A 22,045-nucleotide genomic window follows, 5' to 3' on the forward strand; every position below is an offset into this window, starting at 1 on the left:
GTGTGCGATAACAATACATACCTCCCGGCGGACTCTTTCTCAGTCAGATAAATCCGAATTCATCAAATTATGATACACACCAGCCCTCCATTGGTATCGTTCACGATTTTCTGCATAGAGTCCTGCAGTTTCATCTGGCTTTCGTCACCTATCATGGCAATCTTATTTCTCATACCATCCATAACAAGTTCTTCAACTGTTTTCCCGAAAATATTTGTCCCCCAGACACCTTCCGGCGTCTCGCTCTCCTTTTTAATATATTCTGCCAGATCCTGGGCCTGCTTTTCACTCCCCACGATCGGGGCGATCTCTGTCTCAATATTGGCACGGATCATATGAACGGAAGGTGCCTCTGAACGGATTTTCACGCCGTACTTGCTTCCCTGCTTGATAATGACAGGTTCTTCCAGTTTTATATCTTCTTTTGCCGGCGTTACCACGCCATACCCTTTCATCTTCACACTCGCAAACGCGTCCTTGAGGCTGCTCAGCTCTTCTCTCATGGATGCAAGCTCCTTCACCGTGGAGATCAGCTCATATTCGCCGCGGATTTCCGTCCCCGTCAGTTCACTCAGCACTTCATAATAAGAAGAAGGCTCATACTTGACCTGTATCCTTACTTTTCCGCTATCCATCTCAACCTGTTCCACTTCCATATCACAGATATAGGAACTCTCCGTGTTCATCTCCTGTGATACTATACTGCGCACATCTTCAAGACCATTCATCACAGAGCGCACCTGCTCCAGAAGATCCTTCTTGATCCGATGTTCTCGTGAAAGCATCTCCACCCATTTCGGAATATAGAATTCCACCTCAGTTATCGGGAACTCATAAAGTACCTGCTTCATGATCTCATTGATATCGTCCGGCTTCATCTGCTCACAGTTTACTGCAACAACTGATGCACCGTATTTCTGTTCCAGTTCATCCCTGAGAGATTTTGTCTCATCTGCATACGGTTTTTTACAGTTTAAAAGAATCAGAAACGGCTTCCCTATTGTTTTCAATTCCCTGACAGTCTTCTCTTCCGCCTCTATGTAATTCTCCCTTGGCAGATCAGTCACGCTTCCGTCTGTCGTCACGACAAATCCTATTGTAGCATGATCGTGGATCACTTTCTGTGTCCCGATGGCTGCCGCTTTCGTAAAAGGGATCTCATATTCAAACCAGGGAGTCTTCACCTGCCGCTCCACATCATTTTCTATGTGTCCGGAGGCCCCCTCCACCATAAACCCTACACAGTCGATAAGCCGGATCTTCACTTCCACATCCTCAGAAAGTTTGACGGAAGCCGCTTCTTTTGGTACAAATTTCGGTTCTGTCGTCATGATCGTAGTACCGGAGGCAGACTGGGGAAGTTCATCCTTTGTCCGCTCTTTTGCATGTTCGTCAGTCATGTTCGGAAGCACGAGAAGATCCATAAATCTTTTAATGAATGTAGATTTGCCTGTCCGCACAGGCCCTACAACACCAATGTATATTTCTCCGTTCGTCCGTGCTTTCATATCTCTGTATACCTGAAATGAATCCATAATAATACCCCCTTATTCTGCTGATACAGTGTATGCGCAGAACAAAGGGGGTATGACATTTTATTTTACTGCCGGGCATCAGACTTACATATTATCATTCTTCCCACGTAAGTGAACGGTTTTCACTGCGGGATTCCCGCATCATTAAATCATTTACTGCCTCTGCCGGGGATTTTCCCTCGAAAAGTACCGCATTAACTTCCTCAACGATCGGCATTGAGACGTCATATTCTTTTGCCAGTTTGGCTGCCGCCTTAGCTGAGTACACTCCCTCCACGACCATCTTGACCTCATCCATGGCTTCCTGCATGGACATCCCCTGTCCGATCAGATAACCTGCTTTGCGGTTGCGGCTGTGTACGCTGGCGCAGGTAACAATCAAATCCCCGATTCCTGTCAGTCCGGTAAAACTCTCTATCTTGCCTCCCATTTTTACGCCTAGCCGTGCAATCTCCGCAATTCCCCTTGTAATCAGTGCGGCCTTTGTATTATCTCCATATCCCAGACCGTCCGCAATACCTGCTGCCAGGGCTATAACATTCTTAAGTGAACCACCCAGCTCGATCCCCAGGATATCAGGACTTGTATAAACACGAAACACATTACTGATAAACATAGACTGTAAATACTCTGCCGTTTTTCTTGTCTTTGCACCGATCACGCATGTTGTCGGAAGTCTGCGTCCAACTTCTTCTGCATGACTCGGCCCAGAAAGCACAGCTACATCCGCCTGCGGGATCTCCTGTTCGATCTGCCGGGAAAGAGTCATAAGCGTAGACTCCTCAATTCCCTTTGCCACATCAACAATAATCTGTCCCTCTGCAACCATTGGAGACATCTTTCGTGCCGTACTTCTGGTAAAAGGCGACGGAACAGCGAGAACAAGGAAATCTTTGCCCTGTATCGCTGATCTCATGTTTCCTGTGATCACCATATCATCCGGTAATTTCACTCCGGGCAGTTTCAGCTCATGCTCACGCTTTTCATTTAACATATTTACTTCATTTTCATCAATAGACCAGACTGTTACCTGATGTCCGTTGTCTGAAAGGAGAACTGACAGAGCGGTTCCCCAGCTTCCTGCTCCAAGTACACCTACATTTGCCATAATCTCACTACTCCTTCTTTTATCAGTCTGCTATTCTTTTTTCTTTGACCCGAATTTATTTTCTGTTCCCGCTGCCAGCCGTTTGAGATTCGCCTTATGCCTGTACCACGCCAGAAGAGTCAGCAGGCCAAGAACGGCATACAGTTCATAACAGTGCGCTGCATCCATATCAAACCATCCCATCTGACCGATGATGATCATCTCGATCAGAAATACAGTGTAGGCTGCAAGTGAACCTACTGATATGTACCGTGTCATTACTACCGGTATCAGAAAGCAGGCCAGCGTGATCGGAATCAGCAGCAGACTCGCCGGGAGATGCCAGAAACTGTTTACAGCCACAAGTCCGGCCATCACAGCAATTCCCTTGCCTCCTTTAAAATTCAGGTAAAACGGAAAGTTATGTCCCAGTGTGACACCTGCTCCCGCATAGAGAGTCAAAAGCGGGCGGCAGGCACTGCCCCTGAACAAAAAGAATACAATCAGAAATGCAACAACGCACTTGATCACATCTCCGGCAAATGTCAGGATTCCGGCTTTCCACCCAAGCACTCTGAGCGCATTTGTCGTTCCTGCATTTCCGCTTCCTTTCTTTCTGATATCCACGTGGCTCATCGCACCTACTATATAACCGGTCTGAAGAAGACCGCACACATATCCGATTGCAAGACAGATCAAACGTTCCATATAATTTACTGCTCCTTTACTCTACTGTTCCTTCTCTTTTCTCTCCCTGATAAAGAACTTCAGTGAAGTTCCACGAAATCCGAATGCTTCCCTGATCTTGTTCTCAAGATATCTCGTATATGAGAAATGCATCAATTCTTTGTCATTCACAAAGATCACAAAAGTCGGCGGCTTGACGGATACCTGGGTAATATAGTAAAGCTTCAGCCGTTTTCCCTTATCCGATGGCGGCTGCTGCAGTGCAACCGCCTCCGTCATAATCTCATTTAAAACACCTGTCGCAATACGAAGTGTCTGATTCTCAATCACCATATCGATCATATCATACAGCTTGTTCAGCCTCTGTCCCGTGAGCGCCGACACATACATAATCTCTGCATACGGCATATATGAGAGGACATGGCGGATATCGTTTTCGTATTCCTTCATCGTGCGGTCGTTCTTTTCAATTGCATCCCATTTATTTACCACAATGATAACGCCTTTGCCTCTCTCATGGGCAATTCCCGCAATCTTTGCGTCCTGCTCTGTTACCCCCTCTGTAGCGTCAATGACCATAAGGACAACATCAGCTCTCTCCACCGCAGTCACGGTGCGGATAATGCTGTAGCGCTCCAGTTCTTCTTTGATCCGGCTCTTCCTTCGGAGTCCCGCCGTGTCAATAAAAACGTATTCCTTCCCGTTGTGAACAATAGCCGTATCAATGGCGTCTCGCGTTGTCCCTGCAATATCGGAAACAATCACCCTGTTTTCACCGAGCAGACGGTTGACGATAGATGATTTTCCCACATTGGGCTTGCCCACGATCGCGATACGGGGACGGTCATCTTCTGTTTCTTCCCCGCTGCCCGCGGGGAAATGTTCCACGACTGTCTCCAGCATATCTCCCAGACCAAGCCTTGAAGCCGCTGAGATCGGCACCGGATCTCCGATTCCCAGATTATAGAATTCATAGATATCCGGCATATATTTTTCAAAATTATCTACTTTATTTACTACAAGGACTACCGGCTTCCCGGAACGGCGGAGCATATCAGCTACCTTTGAATCCGCATCTACCAGCCCCTGCCTCACATCCGTAATAAAGATGATCACATCCGCTGTATCTATGGCAATCTGTGCCTGCTCCCGCATCTGGGAGAGGATCACATCCCTGCTGTCCGGCTCAATCCCGCCCGTATCGATCATAGTAAATTCTTTATCCAGCCATGTCACGTCCGCATAAATTCTGTCCCTGGTCACTCCCGGAGTATCTTTTACAATAGAAATCATCTCACCGGCCAGCGCATTAAACAGGGTGGACTTTCCAACATTCGGACGCCCTACGATGGCAACTACTGGTTTACTCATTTTATCTAACCTTTCCTTTCTTCCAGGATCGCATCGATCAGATCCTGTCCGCTTGATTTTACAATAACTATCGGAACTTGTAAAGCATCTGAGACCTGGCTTACCGTATAATCATCGAGAAAAATGTCCTCATCTGCTTTCAGCATGTTACATGGCAGCAAAAGACTCTCTCCCAGTTCTTTCCCTGCAAGCTGCGCCATAATGTCCTGTGCGGTCACAAGTCCCGACACAGTAATACGCTCTCCAAAGAAATCATTTCGGACAGGATATACATGAATCCGGATATTCGGGTACTTCTCCTCCAGTTTTTCCGCCATCCGCTTCAGATAAGGATAAGCCAGCCGTCCCGTAGCGATAGAAAGCGTTTTCTCTCTGTCATCTCCTTCGGTATTCTGATATGCCTCATCAAATTCATTAAAAAGAAGGCGCAGCATCCCCACACCGTTCTCAAGCTGCAGATACCCATCGTATCGCTCTTCCTCCGGTATCTCCTCCTCTGCCAGCAGATACCACTCATCCCCCGCATGGATAAAATGTACTCCATACTCCACATAGAGCTTCTCCTGCCAGCGGTGAATAGTCTCAAGCACGCACTTCGCCTCTTCTTTTGTAAACGGTTCCAGCGGATACAGGCCGTCCCGGAATTTGGTAAGCCCCACCGGCACAACAGAAACACTTCTTAAAAGCGGCAGGTACTTTGTCAGATCACGGATCGACCGTTCCAGCTCCTCCCCGTCATTTACTCCTTTACAGAGCACAATCTGCCCGTTCATCTCGATGCCGCCCTGGTAAAGCTGATCGACTTTTTTCAATGCATCCCCGGCAAAGCGATTATGCAGCATTTTGCACCTGAGTTCCGGATTGGTCGTCTGAAAAGAAATATTGATCGGCTCAAGACGGTATCGTATAATCCTCTCTATATCGTGATCACTCATGTTTGTCAGTGTCACATAATTTCCCTGCAGAAACGACAGACGGGAATCATCATCCTTAAAATACAGTGTATCCCGCATTCCTTCCGGCATCTGGTCGATAAAGCAGAACATGCATTTATTTCTGCAGGAACGGTATTCATCCATAAGTCCTGCACCGAATTCCATGCCAAGCTCCTCGTCCGCATCTTTTTCGATCTCCAGCTCCCATTGCTCGCCATCCGGCTTCTCGATCAGGAGCAGAAGTTCTTCATCCTCCGAATAAAACTGATAATCAAAAATATCCTCGATTTCATTTCCGTTGATGGATAAAAGCCTGTCCCCGGGTTCAATTCCAAGCTCGTCTGCGATACTTCCTCCAACGATATTCTTTACAATATGTTCATGCATCTTCATATAAAAACAGCCTGCTCCTCTCATGATTCCTGTCAAGTATAACACAATTCCACGTCCCGGCAAAGGTTATTCTGACTGTTCTACTTGAATTTAGGGTGTAAAAATGATATAAAGGATATGTAAATTCATATACCAATTCAACAACAGGAGAAAAAAATGTCTACAAATATCGAACTTTTAGAGAAAACACTTCCCGTTGCCCCCCTGAAGATAGTCGCAATGGAGAGTTGTCGGGAGCTCGGCCAGAAAGTAAATGATTACATTGTATCTTTCCGGCAGAATACGATCAATGAAGTATCAGAATCTTCCCTGTATGTCAATTACAAATCGAATAATTATCTGGTAGACTGTGAATGTCCCCGCTTCGGCACAGGCGAGGCTAAAGGTGTTTTAAGAGAGACGATCCGCGGTACAGACCTCTTTATCATGACGGACGTCTGCAACTACAGTCTTACCTATACAGTGAGCGGACATCTGAATCACATGTCCCCTGATGACCATTATCAGGATCTGAAGAGGATTATCTCTGCCGCTACAGGAAAGGCACACCGCATCAACGTAATCATGCCGTTCCTCTATGAGAGCCGTCAGCACAAGCGGACAAAGAGAGAGTCTCTGGACTGTGCTCTGGCCCTGGAAGAACTGACAGCTATGGGAGTTTCTAATATCATCACATTCGACGCACATGATCCCCGCGTCCAGAATGCGATCCCTCTGAGCGGATTTGACAGCTTCAGCCCGTCCTATCAGTTCATGAAAGCGATCTTCCGCGCTGTGCCTGATCTGATTCCGGATAAAGATCACCTTATGATCATAAGCCCGGATGAGGGTGCAATGCACAGAGCCGTTTATCTCTCCAATATCCTCGGTGTGGATATGGGTATGTTCTATAAGCGCCGTGACTACTCTGTCATTATTGACGGAAAGAATCCGATCGTCGCACATGAATTCCTGGGCGATGATGTCAAAGGCAAAGATGTGATCATCATAGACGATATGATCTCATCCGGCGGAAGCATGCTGGATGTAGCCAGACAGGTAAAAGAGCGCAATGCCGGCCGGGTCTTCGTATGTACTACATTCGGGCTGTTTACAGACGGATTTGATAAATTTGACGATTATTACGATAAAGGATACATCAATAAAGTAATTACAACTAATCTGACTTATCTGCCGCCTGAACTATACCAGAAGCCGTATTTTGTACCTGCGGACATGAGCAAGTTCCTTGCCCTGATCATTGATTCGCTCAATCACGATATAACGATCGGAACAGTAATGAATCCGACAGATAAGATCCACACGCTTCTTGAAAAGCGTGCCCGCGGTGAAGAGATATAATCTGCCGCCGGTAAACTGATACACAGTGAAAAAAAGAATGCAGACGCTGCACTATATGCAGGTTCTGCATTCTTTTTATGCCCTCATTTATTCATTATTGTCCGGTAACAGTTCAGCGCTATCTCAGCCGTCTGCTCTCATATCTGCTCTTTGTTTTCAAAAACCGCATCAGAGCTGCATATCTCTCTTCTACTGTCTCGGCGTTTTCTGTGAATTCCAGACTCTCCGACGCAGCGGTGAGAAATCTTGCATCGATTTCAGACTGATGCTTTTGGAGAAACTGTATCCGGTCCTCGTTGTCATTAAGATCAAGGAACTCCAGGATCAGTGATGTCGTATTCCCGTGCCGCTTCAACCTGAGCAGTTCACTGCTCTTTGTATCCCGGCACAGTTCAAACCGATACTTCTGTTCTGTATGAGGATATTTCCCGGCATCCAGCGGACTTAGGAAATTTTCAAGAAAACTGGCGAATACTTTGCGCGTTCCCTCTGCTGTCTCAAAGATGACCATGTCTTCTCCGGTCTCCGTACAGACCGCAATATCGAGAATTTTGTACTTTCTTCCTTTAAAATGTCTGTAAATCTCTCCCTTTTTCGGAATTCTCCTATCCATAACACAGCTCCTTCACAAAATCATATGAATGTTCCCGCCCAAAATACCGGATGACTCTTAATACAGTTTCGCACTGATCAGCTTCGGACGGAATCCATTCTTCTCCAGTGCGTCCAGAATCCGGTTCTTATGCTCTGTTCCAAATGCCTCCATTGTTATACGAAGCTCTACTGCTGCATTTCTGTTTGTGCTGACAAACTGGTTATGCTCCAGTTTTATGACATTTCCCTGCTCATCCGCAATCGTCTTTGCCACCTGAACAAGTTCGCCCGGCTTATCCGGAAGAAGTACAGATACCGAGAAGATCCGGTCTCTCTGGATCAGACCGTGCTGCACGATAGACGACATAGTGATGACATCCATATTTCCTCCGCTTAAGACACAGACCACTTTCTTTCCTTTCAGATCAAGCTGTTTTAGCGCTGCCACGGAGAGAAGCCCTGAATTTTCAACGATCATCTTGTGATTCTCCACCATGTCAAGAAAAGCCCCGATCAGTTCGTCATCCTCCACCAGAAGTATATCATCCACATTTTCCTGCACATAAGGCAGTATCTTATCTCCTACAGCTTTTACCGCTGTGCCGTCTGCGATCGTATTTGCACTGTCAAGTTCCACCACTTCTTCCGCATGAAGCGCCGCGGTCATGCTTGCAGCCTCCGAAGGTTCCACACCGATCACCTTGATCTTGGGATTCAGCATCTTTGCAAGTGTAGCTACGCCGGAGATCAGGCCGCCGCCCCCCACAGGCACAAGGATATAGTCAACCGTAGGAAGTTCCTGGACGATTTCCATGGCGATCGTGCCCTGGCCGGTCGCCACATCCAGATCATTAAACGGATGAACGAATGTATAGCCTTCCTTCTCAGCCAGCTCACATGCATAAGCATAGGAATCATCATAAACGTCACCGTAGAGGACAACTTCCGCACCGTAGCTTTTTGTCCTGTTCACCTTTATCAGCGGCGTAACTGTAGGCATAACGATCACAGCCTTACAGCCGAATTTCTTGGCAGCAAATGCCACGCCCTGGGCATGATTTCCTGCAGAAGCAGTGATCAGCCCGCGCCTTCTTTCTTCATCAGTCATAGTGCTGATCTTATAGTAAGCGCCCCTGATTTTATAAGCCCCGGTATGCTGCATGTTTTCCGGCTTCAGATATATCTTCCCGCCTGTCTGCTCGCTCAAATATTCGCTGCGTATCAGTTTCGTCGGATTTGTAACCTTCTTTACAAGCTCGCTGGCTTCTTCAAATTTCTCCAGTGTCATCATTCTTATCATCCTCTTTCCTGTTGTCTTATACCAATCTCTCCTTAGTCTTCCTCCCGATAGAATAAGGCTTTTACAAATTCCTCAGAATCAAATTTCTGCAGGTCGTCAATAGTTTCCCCGACACCGATATATTTTACCGGAATGCCCAGCTCTGCCTGGATTGCCACCGCAATCCCGCCCTTTGCTGTTCCGTCCATCTTTGTCAGGACTACTCCCGTAATATCTGCAGCCTCGTTAAACTCTCTCGCCTGGGCCAGTGCATTCTGACCTGTAGTGGCATCCAGCACAACTAAAGTCTCCCGGAATGCCTCGGGATATTCCCTGTCTATTACCCGGTTTATCTTTTTGAGCTCTTCCATCAGATTCTTTTTATTATGAAGACGTCCGGCTGTATCACACAGAAGCACGTCCACTTTTCTTGCTTTAGCTGCTGCCACTGCGTCATATATGACAGACGCCGGGTCTGCGCCCTCCTGTCCGCCGATCATATCTACAGACGCACGGTTCGCCCATTCTTTGAGCTGTTCTCCCGCGGCAGCACGGAAAGTATCGGCGGCTGCGATCATGACTTTTTTCCCCTGGCTTTTTAATTTACCTGCCAGCTTGCCTATCGTTGTTGTCTTTCCGACACCATTGACTCCGATCACGAAGACGACAGAAGTACGCTCTTCAAATTCATAGGCAGTTTCTCCCACATCCATCTGTTCTTTGATACTGTCGATCAGAAGCTGGCGGCATTCGATCGGCTCCTTAATATGGAGAGTTTTTACCTTTTCTCTCAGATCGTCCAGAATGTTCATTGTAGCATGTACACCCAGATCGCCCATGATCAATGTCTCTTCAAGCTCTTCATAAAAATCTTCGTCAATTTTTGAAAACCCGTGGAAAATACTGTCCATGCCGGACACTATATTATCTCTAGTCTTTGTAAGCCCGGATACCAGGCGTCTAAAAAAGCCTTTCTTCTCTTCCATTTCACTTTCCTCCATTCATCAGATCACCAAAGTCCGCCTTAAAATACGCTCTTTCATTTGTCCAGTTCATTTTCAAGCAGATCTACTGAAACCAGTGTTGACACGCCCTTCTCCTGCATTGTGATCCCGTAGAGACGGTCTGCCGCAGACATTGTTCCGCGCCGGTGTGTGATCACGATAAACTGTGTGTTTTCCGTCAGCTTGTGCAGATACCGGGCAAATCTTGTCACGTTATTGTCATCCAGCGCAGCCTCGATCTCATCCAGCAGACAGAATGGCGAAGGTTTCAGATTCTGGATTGCAAACAGAAGCGAGATCGCGGTCAGCGCTTTCTCACCTCCAGAAAGCTGCATCATATTCTGCAGTTTCTTTCCCGGCGGCTGTGCGATAATGCGGATTCCCGCCTCCAGGATATCCTCATCTTCCATCAGTTCCAATGTTCCTTTTCCGCCGCCGAAGAGCTGTTTGAATACAATATCAAACTCCTCCGAAATCCTCTTGAACTGCTCGCTGAACTGTTTTCTCATAGCTGTGTCCAGTTCTTCGATAATCTGTACCAGCGTGGCCTCAGCCTCTACAAGATCATCATGCTGGCCCTTCAGGAATTCATAACGTTCAGATACATTTTTGTAATCCTCAATAGCGTTGACATTTACCGTGCCGAGCTGCCGTATCTCGTTTTTGAGTGTCTGTATCCGGCGCTTCATATACGCAAGATCCGTCAGGTTCGAATCACGGAGCTCCATGGCATGATTATATGTGATCTCATATTCTTCCCACATATAGTTCATCTGCTTTTCGGATGACGCCTCATAAGATTCCTTCTGACTGTTCAGTCGGAAACATTCCTTGTCCAGAGCAGAAATGTGCTTTGCAAGTTCCTCTCTCAATTTCAGGAATTCCTTATGCTTCTGGTTGAGCTCCTCCCGTTTTTTACTCTGGGCTTCGATTTCCTTACCGATCTCGGCATAAAGCTCTTTTGAGTCTTCTATCGTCCGGCGCAGTTCCCCGATCTTATCTTCTTTCTCTCTGATCTCCTCTGAGGCATTATTTTTATTCTGATCAAGTTCTCTTAGTTCTGCCTCAAACTTCCCGATCTCCTCATTGATACGGGCTATATTCTCTTCGATGAATGCATTCTGCTGTTCGAATCCCGCCAGGGCCAGATGTACCTGCTCTGAAAGCTTCAGCCTTGTGCTCTCGTCTTCTTTCTCACTCTCCAGCTCTTTTTGAAGCGACTCGATCGCAGCATTCAGTTCCTGTTCCAGGCTCTGAGAAGTCTCCAGCTCCATCTGGATTGATTCCTCATTCTCTGCGATCGCCTGTAGCTGTCTCTCAAGCTTTGCCTGTTCCTGCAGAAAACGGTCATAACGCTCCTTTGCCTCTCTCTGCCTGATACGGGTCTGCTCCACATTCATTTTCTCGGTATTTTCCAGGACCGAAGCTTTGCGCAGCTCTTTCTGTATCTCGTCGATGGCACTGTAGCAGGCCGCCCGCGAATTCTTCACTTCGCTCACCTGCTTTTCCATGGCATCCATATCAGCTTTGAGCATGGCTACTGTCTTTTCAAATTCTTCGATCTCACGCCGCCTGCTCAGCAGGTTGCTGGAATTTTTGAAAGCCCCCCCGGTCATGGATCCTCCCGGATTGATCAGCTCTCCCTCGAGAGTGACGAGCCGCAGAGACTGCCGGTATTTCCTCGCAATGGCAATTCCGTCGTCAATACTTCTGACCACGATCGTTCTGCCGAGAAGCTGGTCTGCCAGTCCGGTAAACTGCTTCTCCACATGTACAAGCGTATTGGCAAGACCGATCACCCCCGGCTCATCCAGAGCCTCGGCATTGCGGATTCCACCGCTTCCATGCATGCTCGTAAGAGGCAGGAACGTCGCGCGTCCAAATTTATTTTTCTTCAGAAATGCGATCATTCTCTTTGCCGTATCTTCATTGTCAGTGACAATATTCTGGATACTGCCTCCCAGAGCTGTCTCAACAGCGATCTCATATTCCTTGTCTACTTTAATGATATCCGCCACTACACCGATCAGACCTTTTTCACGGTCTTTGTTCGCCATAACTTTGCGGATACTGTTTCCGTAGCCGTCATAACGCTCGGTAATATTTTTAAGGGATTCCAGCCGGGAAGATTCTCTGTGATATGCAGTCTGGCCAATGCGCAGTTTCTCCTGTTTTTCGCTCAGCTCTCTCTGCATCTGCTCGATCTTCTTCTCATTTTCCGAAATCTGGTCATTATATCCCCGGATAGTCGTCTGTACTTTTTCTAATTCTTCTTCATACTCTTTGAGACGGGTCTCCAGGCGCTCGCCCTCTTCAGAAATCTCAAGCATACTACGGGCAAGCTCTGCCTTTCTGACTGAAATCTGATCTCTTGTTGTATCATAGTGCTGGATCTTTGCCTGCGTCGACGCCCTGTTCCCAAGGAGATCCATGATCTCCCGTTTCTTTTCCTCTATCTGTGCCGTATGTTCGGCGATCCGGCTCTGTACTTCGATCAGTCCCTGTCGTGCCTCATGATCCTGGGAAAGAGCTGCCTCAAGCTTTTCTTTTACTTCCGTCTTCTCAGCATGCAGAGATTTTTGCTGCTCCTGTCGTGTCTCAATCTCCACCTGAATCGCACCTGCACGTTTTCCGTAATGCTCGTCATTCATCCGGGCAGTGTTGATCTGTTCTTTCAGGACATTAATCTGCCCTTCAAGCTGCTGTTTGAGAAGATTAGTCTCATTGAGCTGGTTCCTGGCCGTCTCGATAGCGAGATCGATCTGTTCTACTTCTTCCTCGATAGCCTCGTACTCTGCCTTCATATTATCGTAGCGTACATTAGACTCTTCCATCTCGGATGATGCCAGGCTGTACTTCTCTTCGAGATCTCTGATACGCTCTCTTAATCGTTCCTCCTCAAGAAGGAACATATTAATATCGTAGGTCTTTAACTCTTCCTTTTTCTTTAAATATTCCTTTGCCGTCTCAGACTGTTTTTCCAGCGGTCCGAGCTGTTTCTCCAGCTCGGATAAAATATCATTTACACGGGTTAAGTTCAGCCGCTCCTCTTCGAGTTTCTTGAGCGAAAGATTCTTCCGGCGCTTGAATTTTACGATCCCGGCCGCCTCGTCGAAGAGCTCCCTGCGCTCCTCCGGCTTACCACTCAATATTTTGTCAATCTGCCCCTGCCCGATTATGGAATACCCCTCTTTACCGATACCGGTATCGTAAAACATCTCGTTGATATCTTTCAGACGACATGCCGCCCCGTTGATCAGGTACTCACTTTCACCGGAGCGGTACAATTTACGTGTCACTGTCACTTCCTCATAATCCACGGGAAGTTTGTGATCCGAATTGTCCAGAGTGATCGCAACAGAAGCATAACTCAAAGGCTTTCTGTTCTCGGTGCCGGAAAAGATAACGTCCTGCATGCTGCCGCCTCTGAGCTGCTTTACCCTCTGCTCACCCAGCACCCAGCGGACGGCATCCGCGACATTACTCTTCCCACTCCCGTTAGGGCCTACGATACCTGTAATGCCGTTGTGGAAGTCAAATTTTATCTTGTTCGCAAAGGATTTAAATCCCTGCACCTCTATGTTCTTTAAATACATATAACACCTGCTTTATCCCTGTTTTCTGAGCTTGAGGATAGCCTTATATGCCGCCTGCTGCTCCGCGGCCTTTTTCGTCCTTCCCCGTCCTTCACCAAAGCCTGTGCCGCCGATCCTTACTTCCACGTCAAAAGTTTTGTTATGGTCAGGTCCCTCTTCTCTTATGAGATGATAGGAGATTTCGCCGCTCTTATCCGCCTGGACAATCTCCTGGAGGATAGTTTTACTATCATAAAAGAGCTTTTTATCCTCGAGATCATTGAGTACAAATCTATGAATGAACTCTTTTGCACTAGTAAAACCACCATCCAGATAAACAGCACCGATCAACGCCTCCATGGCGTCGGAGGTAACTGAATCCCTGAATCTTCCACCTGTAGCTTCCTCACCTTTTCCGAGCAGCAGATAATCCCCGAGGCTGAGATCCCGTGCACACAGCGCCAGAGAAGGTTCGCATACCATACTTGCCCTTGTTCTCGTCAGTTCTCCTTCCGGAGTGTGCGGAGACTCCTTGAAAAGATATTCACTGGATACCAGTTCAAGCACTGCATCCCCCAGGAACTCAAGCCGTTCGTTGCACCGGTATTTCGGAAGATGTTTTTCATTTATATAAGAACTGTGTGTCATCGCCTGTTTAAGAAGCGAAAAATCACGAAATGTATAACCTGTCTTTTTTTCTAATTCTTTTAACTTCGCATCCATATCTTATACACTCTCTTATTAAAACGAAAAAGCCCACAGGGGCTTTTTCGTCTTTTCTTTCTATTCCACTGCTTTCTTGATCTGATCTACCGCATCCTGAACGGTCACGATCTTCTCTGCCTCATCATTGTCGATCTCGATATCAAACTCCTCTTCAATCCCCATAATGATCTGGAAAATATCGAGAGAATCTGCACCGAGGTCATCAACAAATGTTGTCTCCGGTTTGATCTCCTCTTTCTGAACATTGAGAACATCCGCTATAATGTCCTGAAGTTTTTCAAATTCCATAATCAGTTCCTCCTTACTTTACTCGCTCTCTTTGTTTTCTTCCTGCGTCGCCTGTATAGCTGCCTTTATTTTTTCATTGATCTTCTGCTCTTTAAATGTGACGCACTGTATAATGGAATTACATACTTCTGTGGAAGTCGAACTTCCATGTGTCTTGACTACGAGACCTTTTAATCCCAAAAGCGGTGCTCCGCCGTACTCGCTGGCATCAAAGTCTTTCAATGTGGCTTTAAGCGCCGGTTTAACAAGAAGCGCGCCGATCTTGCTGCGAAGACTCGACATCATCCCCTGTTTCACCTTTTTGATCAGGGCTCCGCCTACGCCCTCGTAAAGCTTGAGGATCACATTTCCAACAAATGCCTCGCAGACGATGACATCCACCTTACCGTATGGAATCTCCCTTGCCTCCACACTGCCGACAAAATTAATGTCCTTACAAGCCTTCAGAAGCGGAAACGTCTCTTTTACAAGAGCATTTCCTTTCTCCTCCTCTGCACCGATATTAACAATACCGACCGTAGGATTCTTCTTGCCCATCACACTCTCCATATAGATGGATCCCATCTTAGCAAACTGTACGAGATGAGACGGGCGGGCATCTACATTTGCCCCGCAGTCAATCAGGAGCGACACTCCTGTCAGTGTAGGAAAAAGAGGGGCAAGAGGAGGTCTCTCCACACCTTTGATCCTGCCGACGAGAACCTGGCCGCCTACGAGAACCGCCCCCGTGCTGCCGGCTGAAACAAATGCGTCAGCCTCTCCGTTTTTTACCAGTTTCATCGCTACCACAATAGATGAATCTTTCTTTCCGCGAATCGCTTTCACCGGCGGTTCTGCAGTTTCAATCACTTCTGTGGCGTTGACAATCCTGATCTGTTCCTCAGGATAGGTGTACTTTTTGAGTTCGCTTTTAATGATACTCTCCTGTCCTGTCAGCAGAATCTGAATGTCTTTTCTCTTCTGCACTGCCTCAACCGCGCCCTTAACGATCTCGACCGGCGCATTATCGCCACCCATCGCATCAAGGGCAACTTTTGTTATCTCAGACATTTTCTCTCCTCCTAACACTACTGAAATCATTCTACTGGAAAACACTATAAAAATCAATAAAAAAAAGACGCAAAACACAAAGTTTTTACGTCTTTTACCTGTGCTTTTTATTAGTCAACAGAAATGATCTCACGCTTGTTGTACGCGCCGCATGCCTTGCACACACGATGCGGCATCATAAGCTCGCCGCACTTGCTGCATTTTACAAGATTCGGAGCGCTCATCTTCCAGTTGGCTCTTCTCTTATCTCTTCTTGCTTTTGAAGATTTATTCTTTGGACAGATTGACATAGGTTACACCTCCTTAAAATTCTTAAATAAGTCACGGACAACTGACATCCTAGGATCAAGTCCCGGATCTTCACAATCACAGGACCCCGTATTCAGATTCCGGCCGCACACACCGCACAGTCCTTTACAGTCTTCGCGGCAGAGCACTTTTTCGGGCCAGTCTCCCAAAATCTCATGAAAGAGCATTTTGTCCACGTCAAGATGATATCCGTCAATAAAATTTGATTCATCCAGCTCCTCTGTCAGTTCTGCGTCGGAGAGACCTACGTCCACATGTCTCGTACAGTTCAATACGAAATCATATCTGACATCTTCCAGGCATCTGTCACATGGGATCAGAACTGCAAGGCTTGTTTCAGCCGTAATAAGAAGTTCTTTTCCTTTGACATGTTCCACCCGGACGTGAACCGGTTCACTGCTTACAACCGGATAATCTCCGGACTTAAGCCGGATTGTATCCATTGTGAACGGCACAGTCTCCTCCACTGTCTTATGCTGGTCTGACAAAACGTCTGATAGGTTAATTAACATAGTTATATCTCCTATTCACACCTAAATCATTATATCACGGAAAATATGTTTGTCAACCAAAAATATAACTTTTCTGTGCAGAATAAGAGAGGGGGATTTTCCCCTCTCTTATACAGTTCATTATAAGAACTATTTTACGAGTGCCAGAGTCTCTCTTGCAATCGCCAGCTCCTCGTTTGTAGGAATTACAAATACCCTTACCTTTGATCCAGGTTTTGTGAGCTCTTTCTCCGTTCCTCTCAGTCCGTCGTTGACTTCTTTGTCAAAATCAACTCCCAGATATCCGAGGTAGCTGCATACCTGCTCTCTTACATAATCGTCATTCTCACCGATGCCTGCCGTAAATGCGATACAGTCCACACCGTTCATGGCAGCTGCATATGCACCGATATATTTTGCCACGCTGTAGGAGAATACATCCATAGCAATCTTCGCTTTTTTGTCGCCTGCGTTCATAGCGTCAGTCAAATCACGGAAATCACTTGAGAGTCCGCCGGACAGTCCATAGACGCCTGATTTTTTGTTCAGGACATTCATCACGCCTTCAATATCCAGATTTTCTTTCTGCGCAATGAACTCCATAATTGCAGGATCAATACTTCCGGAACGTGTTCCCATCACAACGCCCTCAAGCGGAGTCAGTCCCATGGAAGTGTCTACAGACTTTCCGTTCATAACTGCTGTGACACTGGATCCGTTTCCAAGGTGGCACACAATCGTTTTAAGATCCTCATACGGTCTTCCCATCACTTCAGCAGCTCTCTTGGACACAAAGCTGTGGCTTGTCCCGTGGAATCCGTAACGTCTCACTTTATACTTTTCATAATATTCATAAGGAAGTCCGTACATATAAGCTTTCTCGGGCATTGTCTGGTGGAAAGCCGTATCGAATACGCCGACCATAGGAGTGTTCGGCATAAGTTTCTCGCAAGCCTCGACACCGATCAGGTTTGCCGGATTGTGAAGTGGTGCCAGGTCATTACACTCTGCAACAGCCTTCTTCACTTCATCCGTAATCACAACAGAAGACGAGAACTTCTCGCCGCCGTGAACCATACGGTGTCCAACCGCGCCTATTTCATCAAGGCTCTTTACTACTCCTGTCTCCGGATTTGTCAGTGCCTCGATTACATACTGAATTGCCTCTGTATGTGTGGGCATCGGTTTGTCCGATTTTTCTTTTTCTCCGCCTTCCGGCTGATACGTCAGCCTTCCGTCGATTCCGATTCTCTCACAGAGTCCTTTTGCCAGCACTTCCTCTGATTCCGCATTGATAAGCTGGAACTTCAGAGAAGAACTTCCACAGTTGATTACTAATACGTTCATATTCTTTCCTCCAAACAACTTTTATTTGCCTCAGGGTCCGCCCCTGCGGTTTCACTTAATTACTGCGCCTGTGCCTGAACAGATGTGATCGCTACCACACCCACGATATCTTCGGCGCTGCAGCCTCTTGACAGATCGTTGACCGGAGCTGCGATTCCCTGAGTCAGCGGACCGTAAGCCTCAGCCTTTCCCAGTCTCTGAACAAGTTTGTATCCGATATTTCCCGCATCCAGATCCGGGAAGATCAGTACGTTGGCATGTCCTGCCACTTCGCTGCCCGGTGCTTTGGAAGCTCCGACTGACGGTACGATAGCTGCATCAAGCTGAAGCTCTCCGTCAAGTTTCAGGTCAGGTGCAAGCTCATGAGCAATCCTTGTAGCTTCTACAACTTTATCTACATCCGCATGCTTTGCACTGCCCTTTGTGGAATGTGAGAGCATGCCGACGATCGGCTCGTGTCCGGTCAGTGTACGGAATGATTCTGCGGAAGAAATTGCAATGTTTGCGAGTTTCTCCGGATCCGGATTCTGCTCAAGACCTGCATCGCCGAAGATAAATGTTCCGTTGTCACCCATATCACAATCCGGCACTACCATAAGGAAGAAAGCAGATACGAGTTTTGTCCCCGGTTTTGTCTTCAGGATCTGAAGGCACGGACGCAGTGTATCTGCTGTAGAGTGGCACGCCCCGGAAACCATGCCGTCTGCATCGCCCATCTTTACCATCATTACACCATAGTATAAGTAGTTGTTGAGAAGAAGCTCTCTTGCCTGCTCTTCTGTCATGCCTTTTTTCTGTCTGAGCTCAACAAGCTTTGCAATATAAGCCTCTGTCTTTTCATTTGTAGCCGGATCTACAATCGCTGCTCCGGAGATATCATATGTACCTTTGTTTTTCTCAATCTCTTCCTTACTGCCGACAAGGATCAGATCCGCGATCCCCTCTTTTAAAACTGTCTCAGCAGCTTTATAAGTTCTTTCATCTTCTGTTTCGGGCAGGACGATTGTCTTTTTGTCCGCTTTTGCCCTTGCCTTGATTTCATCAATAAATCCCATATTTAATGTGCCACCTTTCATTTTTAATCATATGGTTTTATTATAAGACAAATTAAATTTGTACACAAGGGATTATGTCGGATTTTATCGTTGTTTTATGTGCATTTTTGAGTACAATCACACTATCTGCTCTTTGACTTTTATGTGATTGTTACAAATATAACGATCCGTCCGGCCACACATCAATCCATCCCTGAAAACATATACTACAGTTTAAAAAAAGCCGTTACAATATTAAAATATACAAGGATCGTACATGTATCCAGTATCGTTGTGATAAGCGGAGCCGCCATAATGGCCGGATCAAGTCCGATCTTCTTAGCCACAAGCGGGAGCACGCATCCAATACACTTTGCCATAATGACAACAGCAATCATCGTAATTCCGAGTGCAAGCGCAAGCATAACGTTCCAGTCATACATCAGACATATTCGGATTCCGTTCACAATCGCAAGGAGAGTTCCCACCATCAGCGCCACGCGGATTTCCTTAAATATTACTTTAAAAATATCCCTGAACTCAATCTCACCCACTGCAAGTCCACGGATCATCAGCGTAGATATTTGAGAACCGCAGTTTCCGCCAGTACCCATAAGCATGGGAATAAACGTGATAAGAACGGGCATTACAGCCATAGCGTTCTCATAATACCCCAGTATTTCTCCGGAAACCGTTGACGAAAGCATCATAAGCATCAGCCACGGGGTTCTGTTCTTCGCCTGTCTGAACACAGAAGTTTCAAAATAGGAATCTTCATTCGGGCTGACTCCGGCCATCATGCTGATGTCCTCAGTTGTCTCATCCTGAAGGACAAGCATAGCATCGTCGACTGTTACAATTCCCACAAGACAATCCTCATGATCAATGATAGGTATTGCAACAAGTCCGTATTTATTGATCATATTAGCTACATGTTCCTGATCGTCAAGGGTCCGTGCATAGAGCACATTTTCATCCATGATTTCCCCGATCGTACGTGATTCGCCGGCAGTGAGCAGGTCCTTTACGTCCACCATGCCGATCAGTCTCTTCTTCTCGGTAACATAACAAGTATAGATTGTCTCTTTATTAATTCCCACCTGACGGATTTTCAGAATTGCGTCAGCCACCGTCATTTCTTTGCGAAGACTGATGTACTCGATATTCATAATACTGCCGGCACTGTCCTCAGGATACTGCAGGAGAGCATTGATCTTCTGCCTTGTATCTTCGTCTGTCACCATGAGAAGACGATCCACTACATTGGCAGGCATTTCTTCCAGAACATCGACCGTATCATCGACGTACATTTCGTCCATGACCTCTTCCAGCTCAGAATCTGTCAGTGCATTGATCAAATCTTCACGCATATCACTGTTCATATCCGTAAAGACTTCCGCCGCTTCTTCCTTTGCCAGCAGCCGGAACACCAGAGTCCTTTGCTTTTTATCCAGTTCTTCGAAAGCATCAACAATATCCACTGGGTGCATGGATTCCAGCTCTTCCTTCAATTGTTTAAAATCATGTCTGTCGAGCAGAGCAGTCATCTGCTCCACATCCATCTTATAGTTTTTCTCCACGCAATCACCCTTTTCGTTATATGAAATATTTTTCTCTATATGAACCCATCTTTTTATAGTATAATATGGTGGAAATTGATATACAAGGAGATTCTTATGAAAATCGTCGGACTAATCACGGAATACAATCCTTTCCATAACGGACACCTTCATCATATACAGGAGGCCAAACGGATAACAGGAGCTGATGCTGCCATTGTAGTCATGAGCGGCGACTATGTACAGAGGGGTGTTCCCGCCATCATGCCAAAGCGGCTGCGGGCTGAAATGGCTTTGAAATGCGGTGCGTCTGCCGTGTTCGAACTTCCCGTTTGCTATGCAGCCGGAAGCGCGGAATATTTTGCCACGGGTGCAGTGTCACTCCTCGACAGCCTGGGCGTCATTGACTCACTATGCTTCGGCAGCGAATGTAACGATCTTGATGCTCTGAACCGCATTGCCGACATTCTCCTGACAGAACCGGTCAGATACTCCCGCCTCCTGAAGAAATATCTAAAGGACGGGCTTTCATATCCCGCCGCACGTATGCATGCCGTTTCCGAATACTCAGGAACCCCGGATCATGCCGCAGTCCTCAGCGACCCGAACAATATTCTCGGTATCGAATATCTGAAAGCCCTCAAGAAGCTGAACAGTCCTATCGTTCCTTTTACGATCAAAAGAGCCGGTGCACACTACCATGACAGGGAGCTCTCCGCAGACAATTTAAGTTCTGCTTCCGCCATCCGTTCCCTCCTTGCCTACTCAGGCGCTGCGCTCAGCACGGACCGTTCCGGAGGAACATTTGAAAATTCTTCTTTCTCCAGCATTTTAAGCGAACTGGAGGATCAGGTTCCTTCCTGCTGTCTGGAGCTTTTAAAGGATTATCACCGGGTATCATACCCTGTGTATCAGAACGACTTTTCACTTATTTTGAAGTATAAACTTTTAAACAAGCACCCACAGGACCTGATACGATATATGGATGTATCGGAAGAACTTGCAAACCGGATCTGTTCACAGCTCGATAATTACTTTAACTATAAACAATTCTGTGATCTTATAAAAACACGGGAAACGACACAGACGCGTATCAACCGCGCCCTTCTGCACATCATGCTGGGAATCAAAAAAGAGGATGTCTCAGAATATATGACAGGAGGCCTGCATTACTATGTCCGGCTTCTCGGCTGCCGCAAGGACAGCGAAAAACTTCTGGCACGCATCGCAAAAAAAAGCACACTTCCGCTTCTCATCCGCCTCGCAGAAAGCGGCAGTCTGCCTCGCACAGGGAAGAAAATGCTCAGAAACGATATCCTTGCATCCAATCTGTACACATCCGTAGTGACAGACAAATACAAGACAGCATATCAGAACGAATATAAGCAAAGGCTGCTTAAAGTATAAAATTCGGAATTTATCGTACTGGCTGATAGTACA

General features: G+C 46.7%; 19 protein-coding genes. 2 read left to right on the forward strand and 17 right to left on the reverse strand.

Annotation, left to right across the window (positions count from 1 at the left end; all coding sequences use genetic code 11):
* Nucleotides 1-62: 62 nt before the first annotated feature.
* The 5 genes from spoIVA to FNY66_RS14160 form a co-directional block, all read right to left on the reverse strand.
* A complete protein-coding gene (gene spoIVA, locus FNY66_RS14140; protein ID WP_150311561.1) occupies nt 63-1,535 on the reverse strand; it encodes a stage IV sporulation protein A in 1,473 nt (490 codons plus the stop codon).
* 94 nt (nt 1,536-1,629) lie between these two features.
* The gene (locus FNY66_RS14145; protein ID WP_150311562.1) at nt 1,630-2,643 is read right to left on the reverse strand and encodes an NAD(P)H-dependent glycerol-3-phosphate dehydrogenase; all 1,014 of its coding nucleotides are present in this window, start codon (nt 2,641-2,643) and stop codon (nt 1,630-1,632) included.
* A gap of 30 nt (nt 2,644-2,673) precedes the next feature.
* A complete protein-coding gene (locus FNY66_RS14150; protein ID WP_087152225.1) occupies nt 2,674-3,330 on the reverse strand; it encodes a glycerol-3-phosphate acyltransferase in 657 nt (218 codons plus the stop codon).
* A gap of 21 nt (nt 3,331-3,351) precedes the next feature.
* Nucleotides 3,352-4,680 carry a ribosome biogenesis GTPase Der gene (der, locus tag FNY66_RS14155; RefSeq protein ID WP_150311563.1) on the reverse strand — a complete coding sequence of 443 codons (1,329 nt, stop codon included), beginning with the start codon at nt 4,678-4,680 and terminating at the stop codon, nt 3,352-3,354.
* Between the two features lie 5 nt (nt 4,681-4,685).
* Nucleotides 4,686-6,008: a DUF512 domain-containing protein gene (locus tag FNY66_RS14160; RefSeq protein ID WP_150311564.1), complete on the reverse strand. Its 1,323-nt coding sequence runs from the start codon at nt 6,006-6,008 to the stop codon at nt 4,686-4,688.
* A 156-nt stretch (nt 6,009-6,164) separates the two neighbouring features.
* On the opposite strand from FNY66_RS14160, the gene FNY66_RS14165 reads away from it, so the two are divergent.
* Nucleotides 6,165-7,349 carry a ribose-phosphate pyrophosphokinase gene (locus tag FNY66_RS14165; RefSeq protein ID WP_087152227.1) on the forward strand — a complete coding sequence of 395 codons (1,185 nt, stop codon included), beginning with the start codon at nt 6,165-6,167 and terminating at the stop codon, nt 7,347-7,349.
* A 118-nt stretch (nt 7,350-7,467) separates the two neighbouring features.
* Here FNY66_RS14165 and FNY66_RS14170 read toward each other — a convergent pair whose 3' ends face one another.
* From FNY66_RS14170 to mgtE, 12 genes are all read right to left on the reverse strand, one after another.
* Nucleotides 7,468-7,962 carry a DUF1653 domain-containing protein gene (locus tag FNY66_RS14170; protein ID WP_087152228.1) on the reverse strand — a complete coding sequence of 165 codons (495 nt, stop codon included), beginning with the start codon at nt 7,960-7,962 and terminating at the stop codon, nt 7,468-7,470.
* Nucleotides 7,963-8,019: 57 nt separating this feature from the next.
* Complete coding sequence (ilvA, locus tag FNY66_RS14175; RefSeq protein ID WP_150311570.1) at nt 8,020-9,234, reverse strand: threonine ammonia-lyase; 1,215 nt, start codon at nt 9,232-9,234, stop codon at nt 8,020-8,022.
* A gap of 41 nt (nt 9,235-9,275) precedes the next feature.
* Complete coding sequence (gene ftsY / locus FNY66_RS14180) at nt 9,276-10,208, reverse strand: signal recognition particle-docking protein FtsY (RefSeq protein ID WP_087152230.1); 933 nt, start codon at nt 10,206-10,208, stop codon at nt 9,276-9,278.
* 53 nt (nt 10,209-10,261) lie between these two features.
* Nucleotides 10,262-13,822, reverse strand: a complete 3,561-nt coding sequence (gene smc / locus FNY66_RS14185) for a chromosome segregation protein SMC (RefSeq protein ID WP_150311565.1) — start codon at nt 13,820-13,822, stop codon at nt 10,262-10,264.
* 12 nt (nt 13,823-13,834) lie between these two features.
* Nucleotides 13,835-14,524: a ribonuclease III gene (rnc, locus tag FNY66_RS14190; RefSeq protein ID WP_087152232.1), complete on the reverse strand. Its 690-nt coding sequence runs from the start codon at nt 14,522-14,524 to the stop codon at nt 13,835-13,837.
* Between the two features lie 60 nt (nt 14,525-14,584).
* Nucleotides 14,585-14,815, reverse strand: coding sequence for an acyl carrier protein (acpP, locus tag FNY66_RS14195; RefSeq protein WP_087152233.1), 231 nt, complete (start codon nt 14,813-14,815; stop codon nt 14,585-14,587).
* Between the two features lie 18 nt (nt 14,816-14,833).
* Nucleotides 14,834-15,865 (reverse strand): phosphate acyltransferase PlsX, encoded by a 1,032-nt coding sequence (gene plsX, locus FNY66_RS14200; RefSeq protein ID WP_087152234.1) that lies wholly within the window; start codon nt 15,863-15,865, stop codon nt 14,834-14,836.
* 110 nt (nt 15,866-15,975) lie between these two features.
* Entirely contained in the window at nt 15,976-16,155 is a 180-nt protein-coding gene (rpmF, locus tag FNY66_RS14205) for a 50S ribosomal protein L32 (RefSeq protein ID WP_004846204.1), read from the reverse strand.
* Nucleotides 16,156-16,158: 3 nt separating this feature from the next.
* A complete protein-coding gene (locus tag FNY66_RS14210) occupies nt 16,159-16,686 on the reverse strand; it encodes a YceD family protein (protein WP_150311566.1) in 528 nt (175 codons plus the stop codon).
* Nucleotides 16,687-16,815: 129 nt separating this feature from the next.
* The gene (locus FNY66_RS14215; protein ID WP_150311567.1) at nt 16,816-18,012 is read right to left on the reverse strand and encodes an acetate kinase; all 1,197 of its coding nucleotides are present in this window, start codon (nt 18,010-18,012) and stop codon (nt 16,816-16,818) included.
* A 59-nt stretch (nt 18,013-18,071) separates the two neighbouring features.
* Nucleotides 18,072-19,067: a phosphate acetyltransferase gene (gene pta, locus FNY66_RS14220; RefSeq protein WP_150311568.1), complete on the reverse strand. Its 996-nt coding sequence runs from the start codon at nt 19,065-19,067 to the stop codon at nt 18,072-18,074.
* Between the two features lie 206 nt (nt 19,068-19,273).
* Nucleotides 19,274-20,608, reverse strand: coding sequence for a magnesium transporter (gene mgtE / locus FNY66_RS14225; protein ID WP_087152238.1), 1,335 nt, complete (start codon nt 20,606-20,608; stop codon nt 19,274-19,276).
* Between the two features lie 114 nt (nt 20,609-20,722).
* Here mgtE and FNY66_RS14230 point away from each other — a divergent pair, with 114 nt between their 5' ends.
* Nucleotides 20,723-22,012 carry a nucleotidyltransferase gene (locus tag FNY66_RS14230; protein WP_150311569.1) on the forward strand — a complete coding sequence of 430 codons (1,290 nt, stop codon included), beginning with the start codon at nt 20,723-20,725 and terminating at the stop codon, nt 22,010-22,012.
* The last annotated feature ends 33 nt before the right edge of the window (nt 22,013-22,045 follow it).

This window comes from Mediterraneibacter catenae (genome assembly GCF_008691045.1).
Taxonomy (GTDB): Bacteria; Bacillota; Clostridia; order Lachnospirales; family Lachnospiraceae; genus Mediterraneibacter; species Mediterraneibacter ornithocaccae.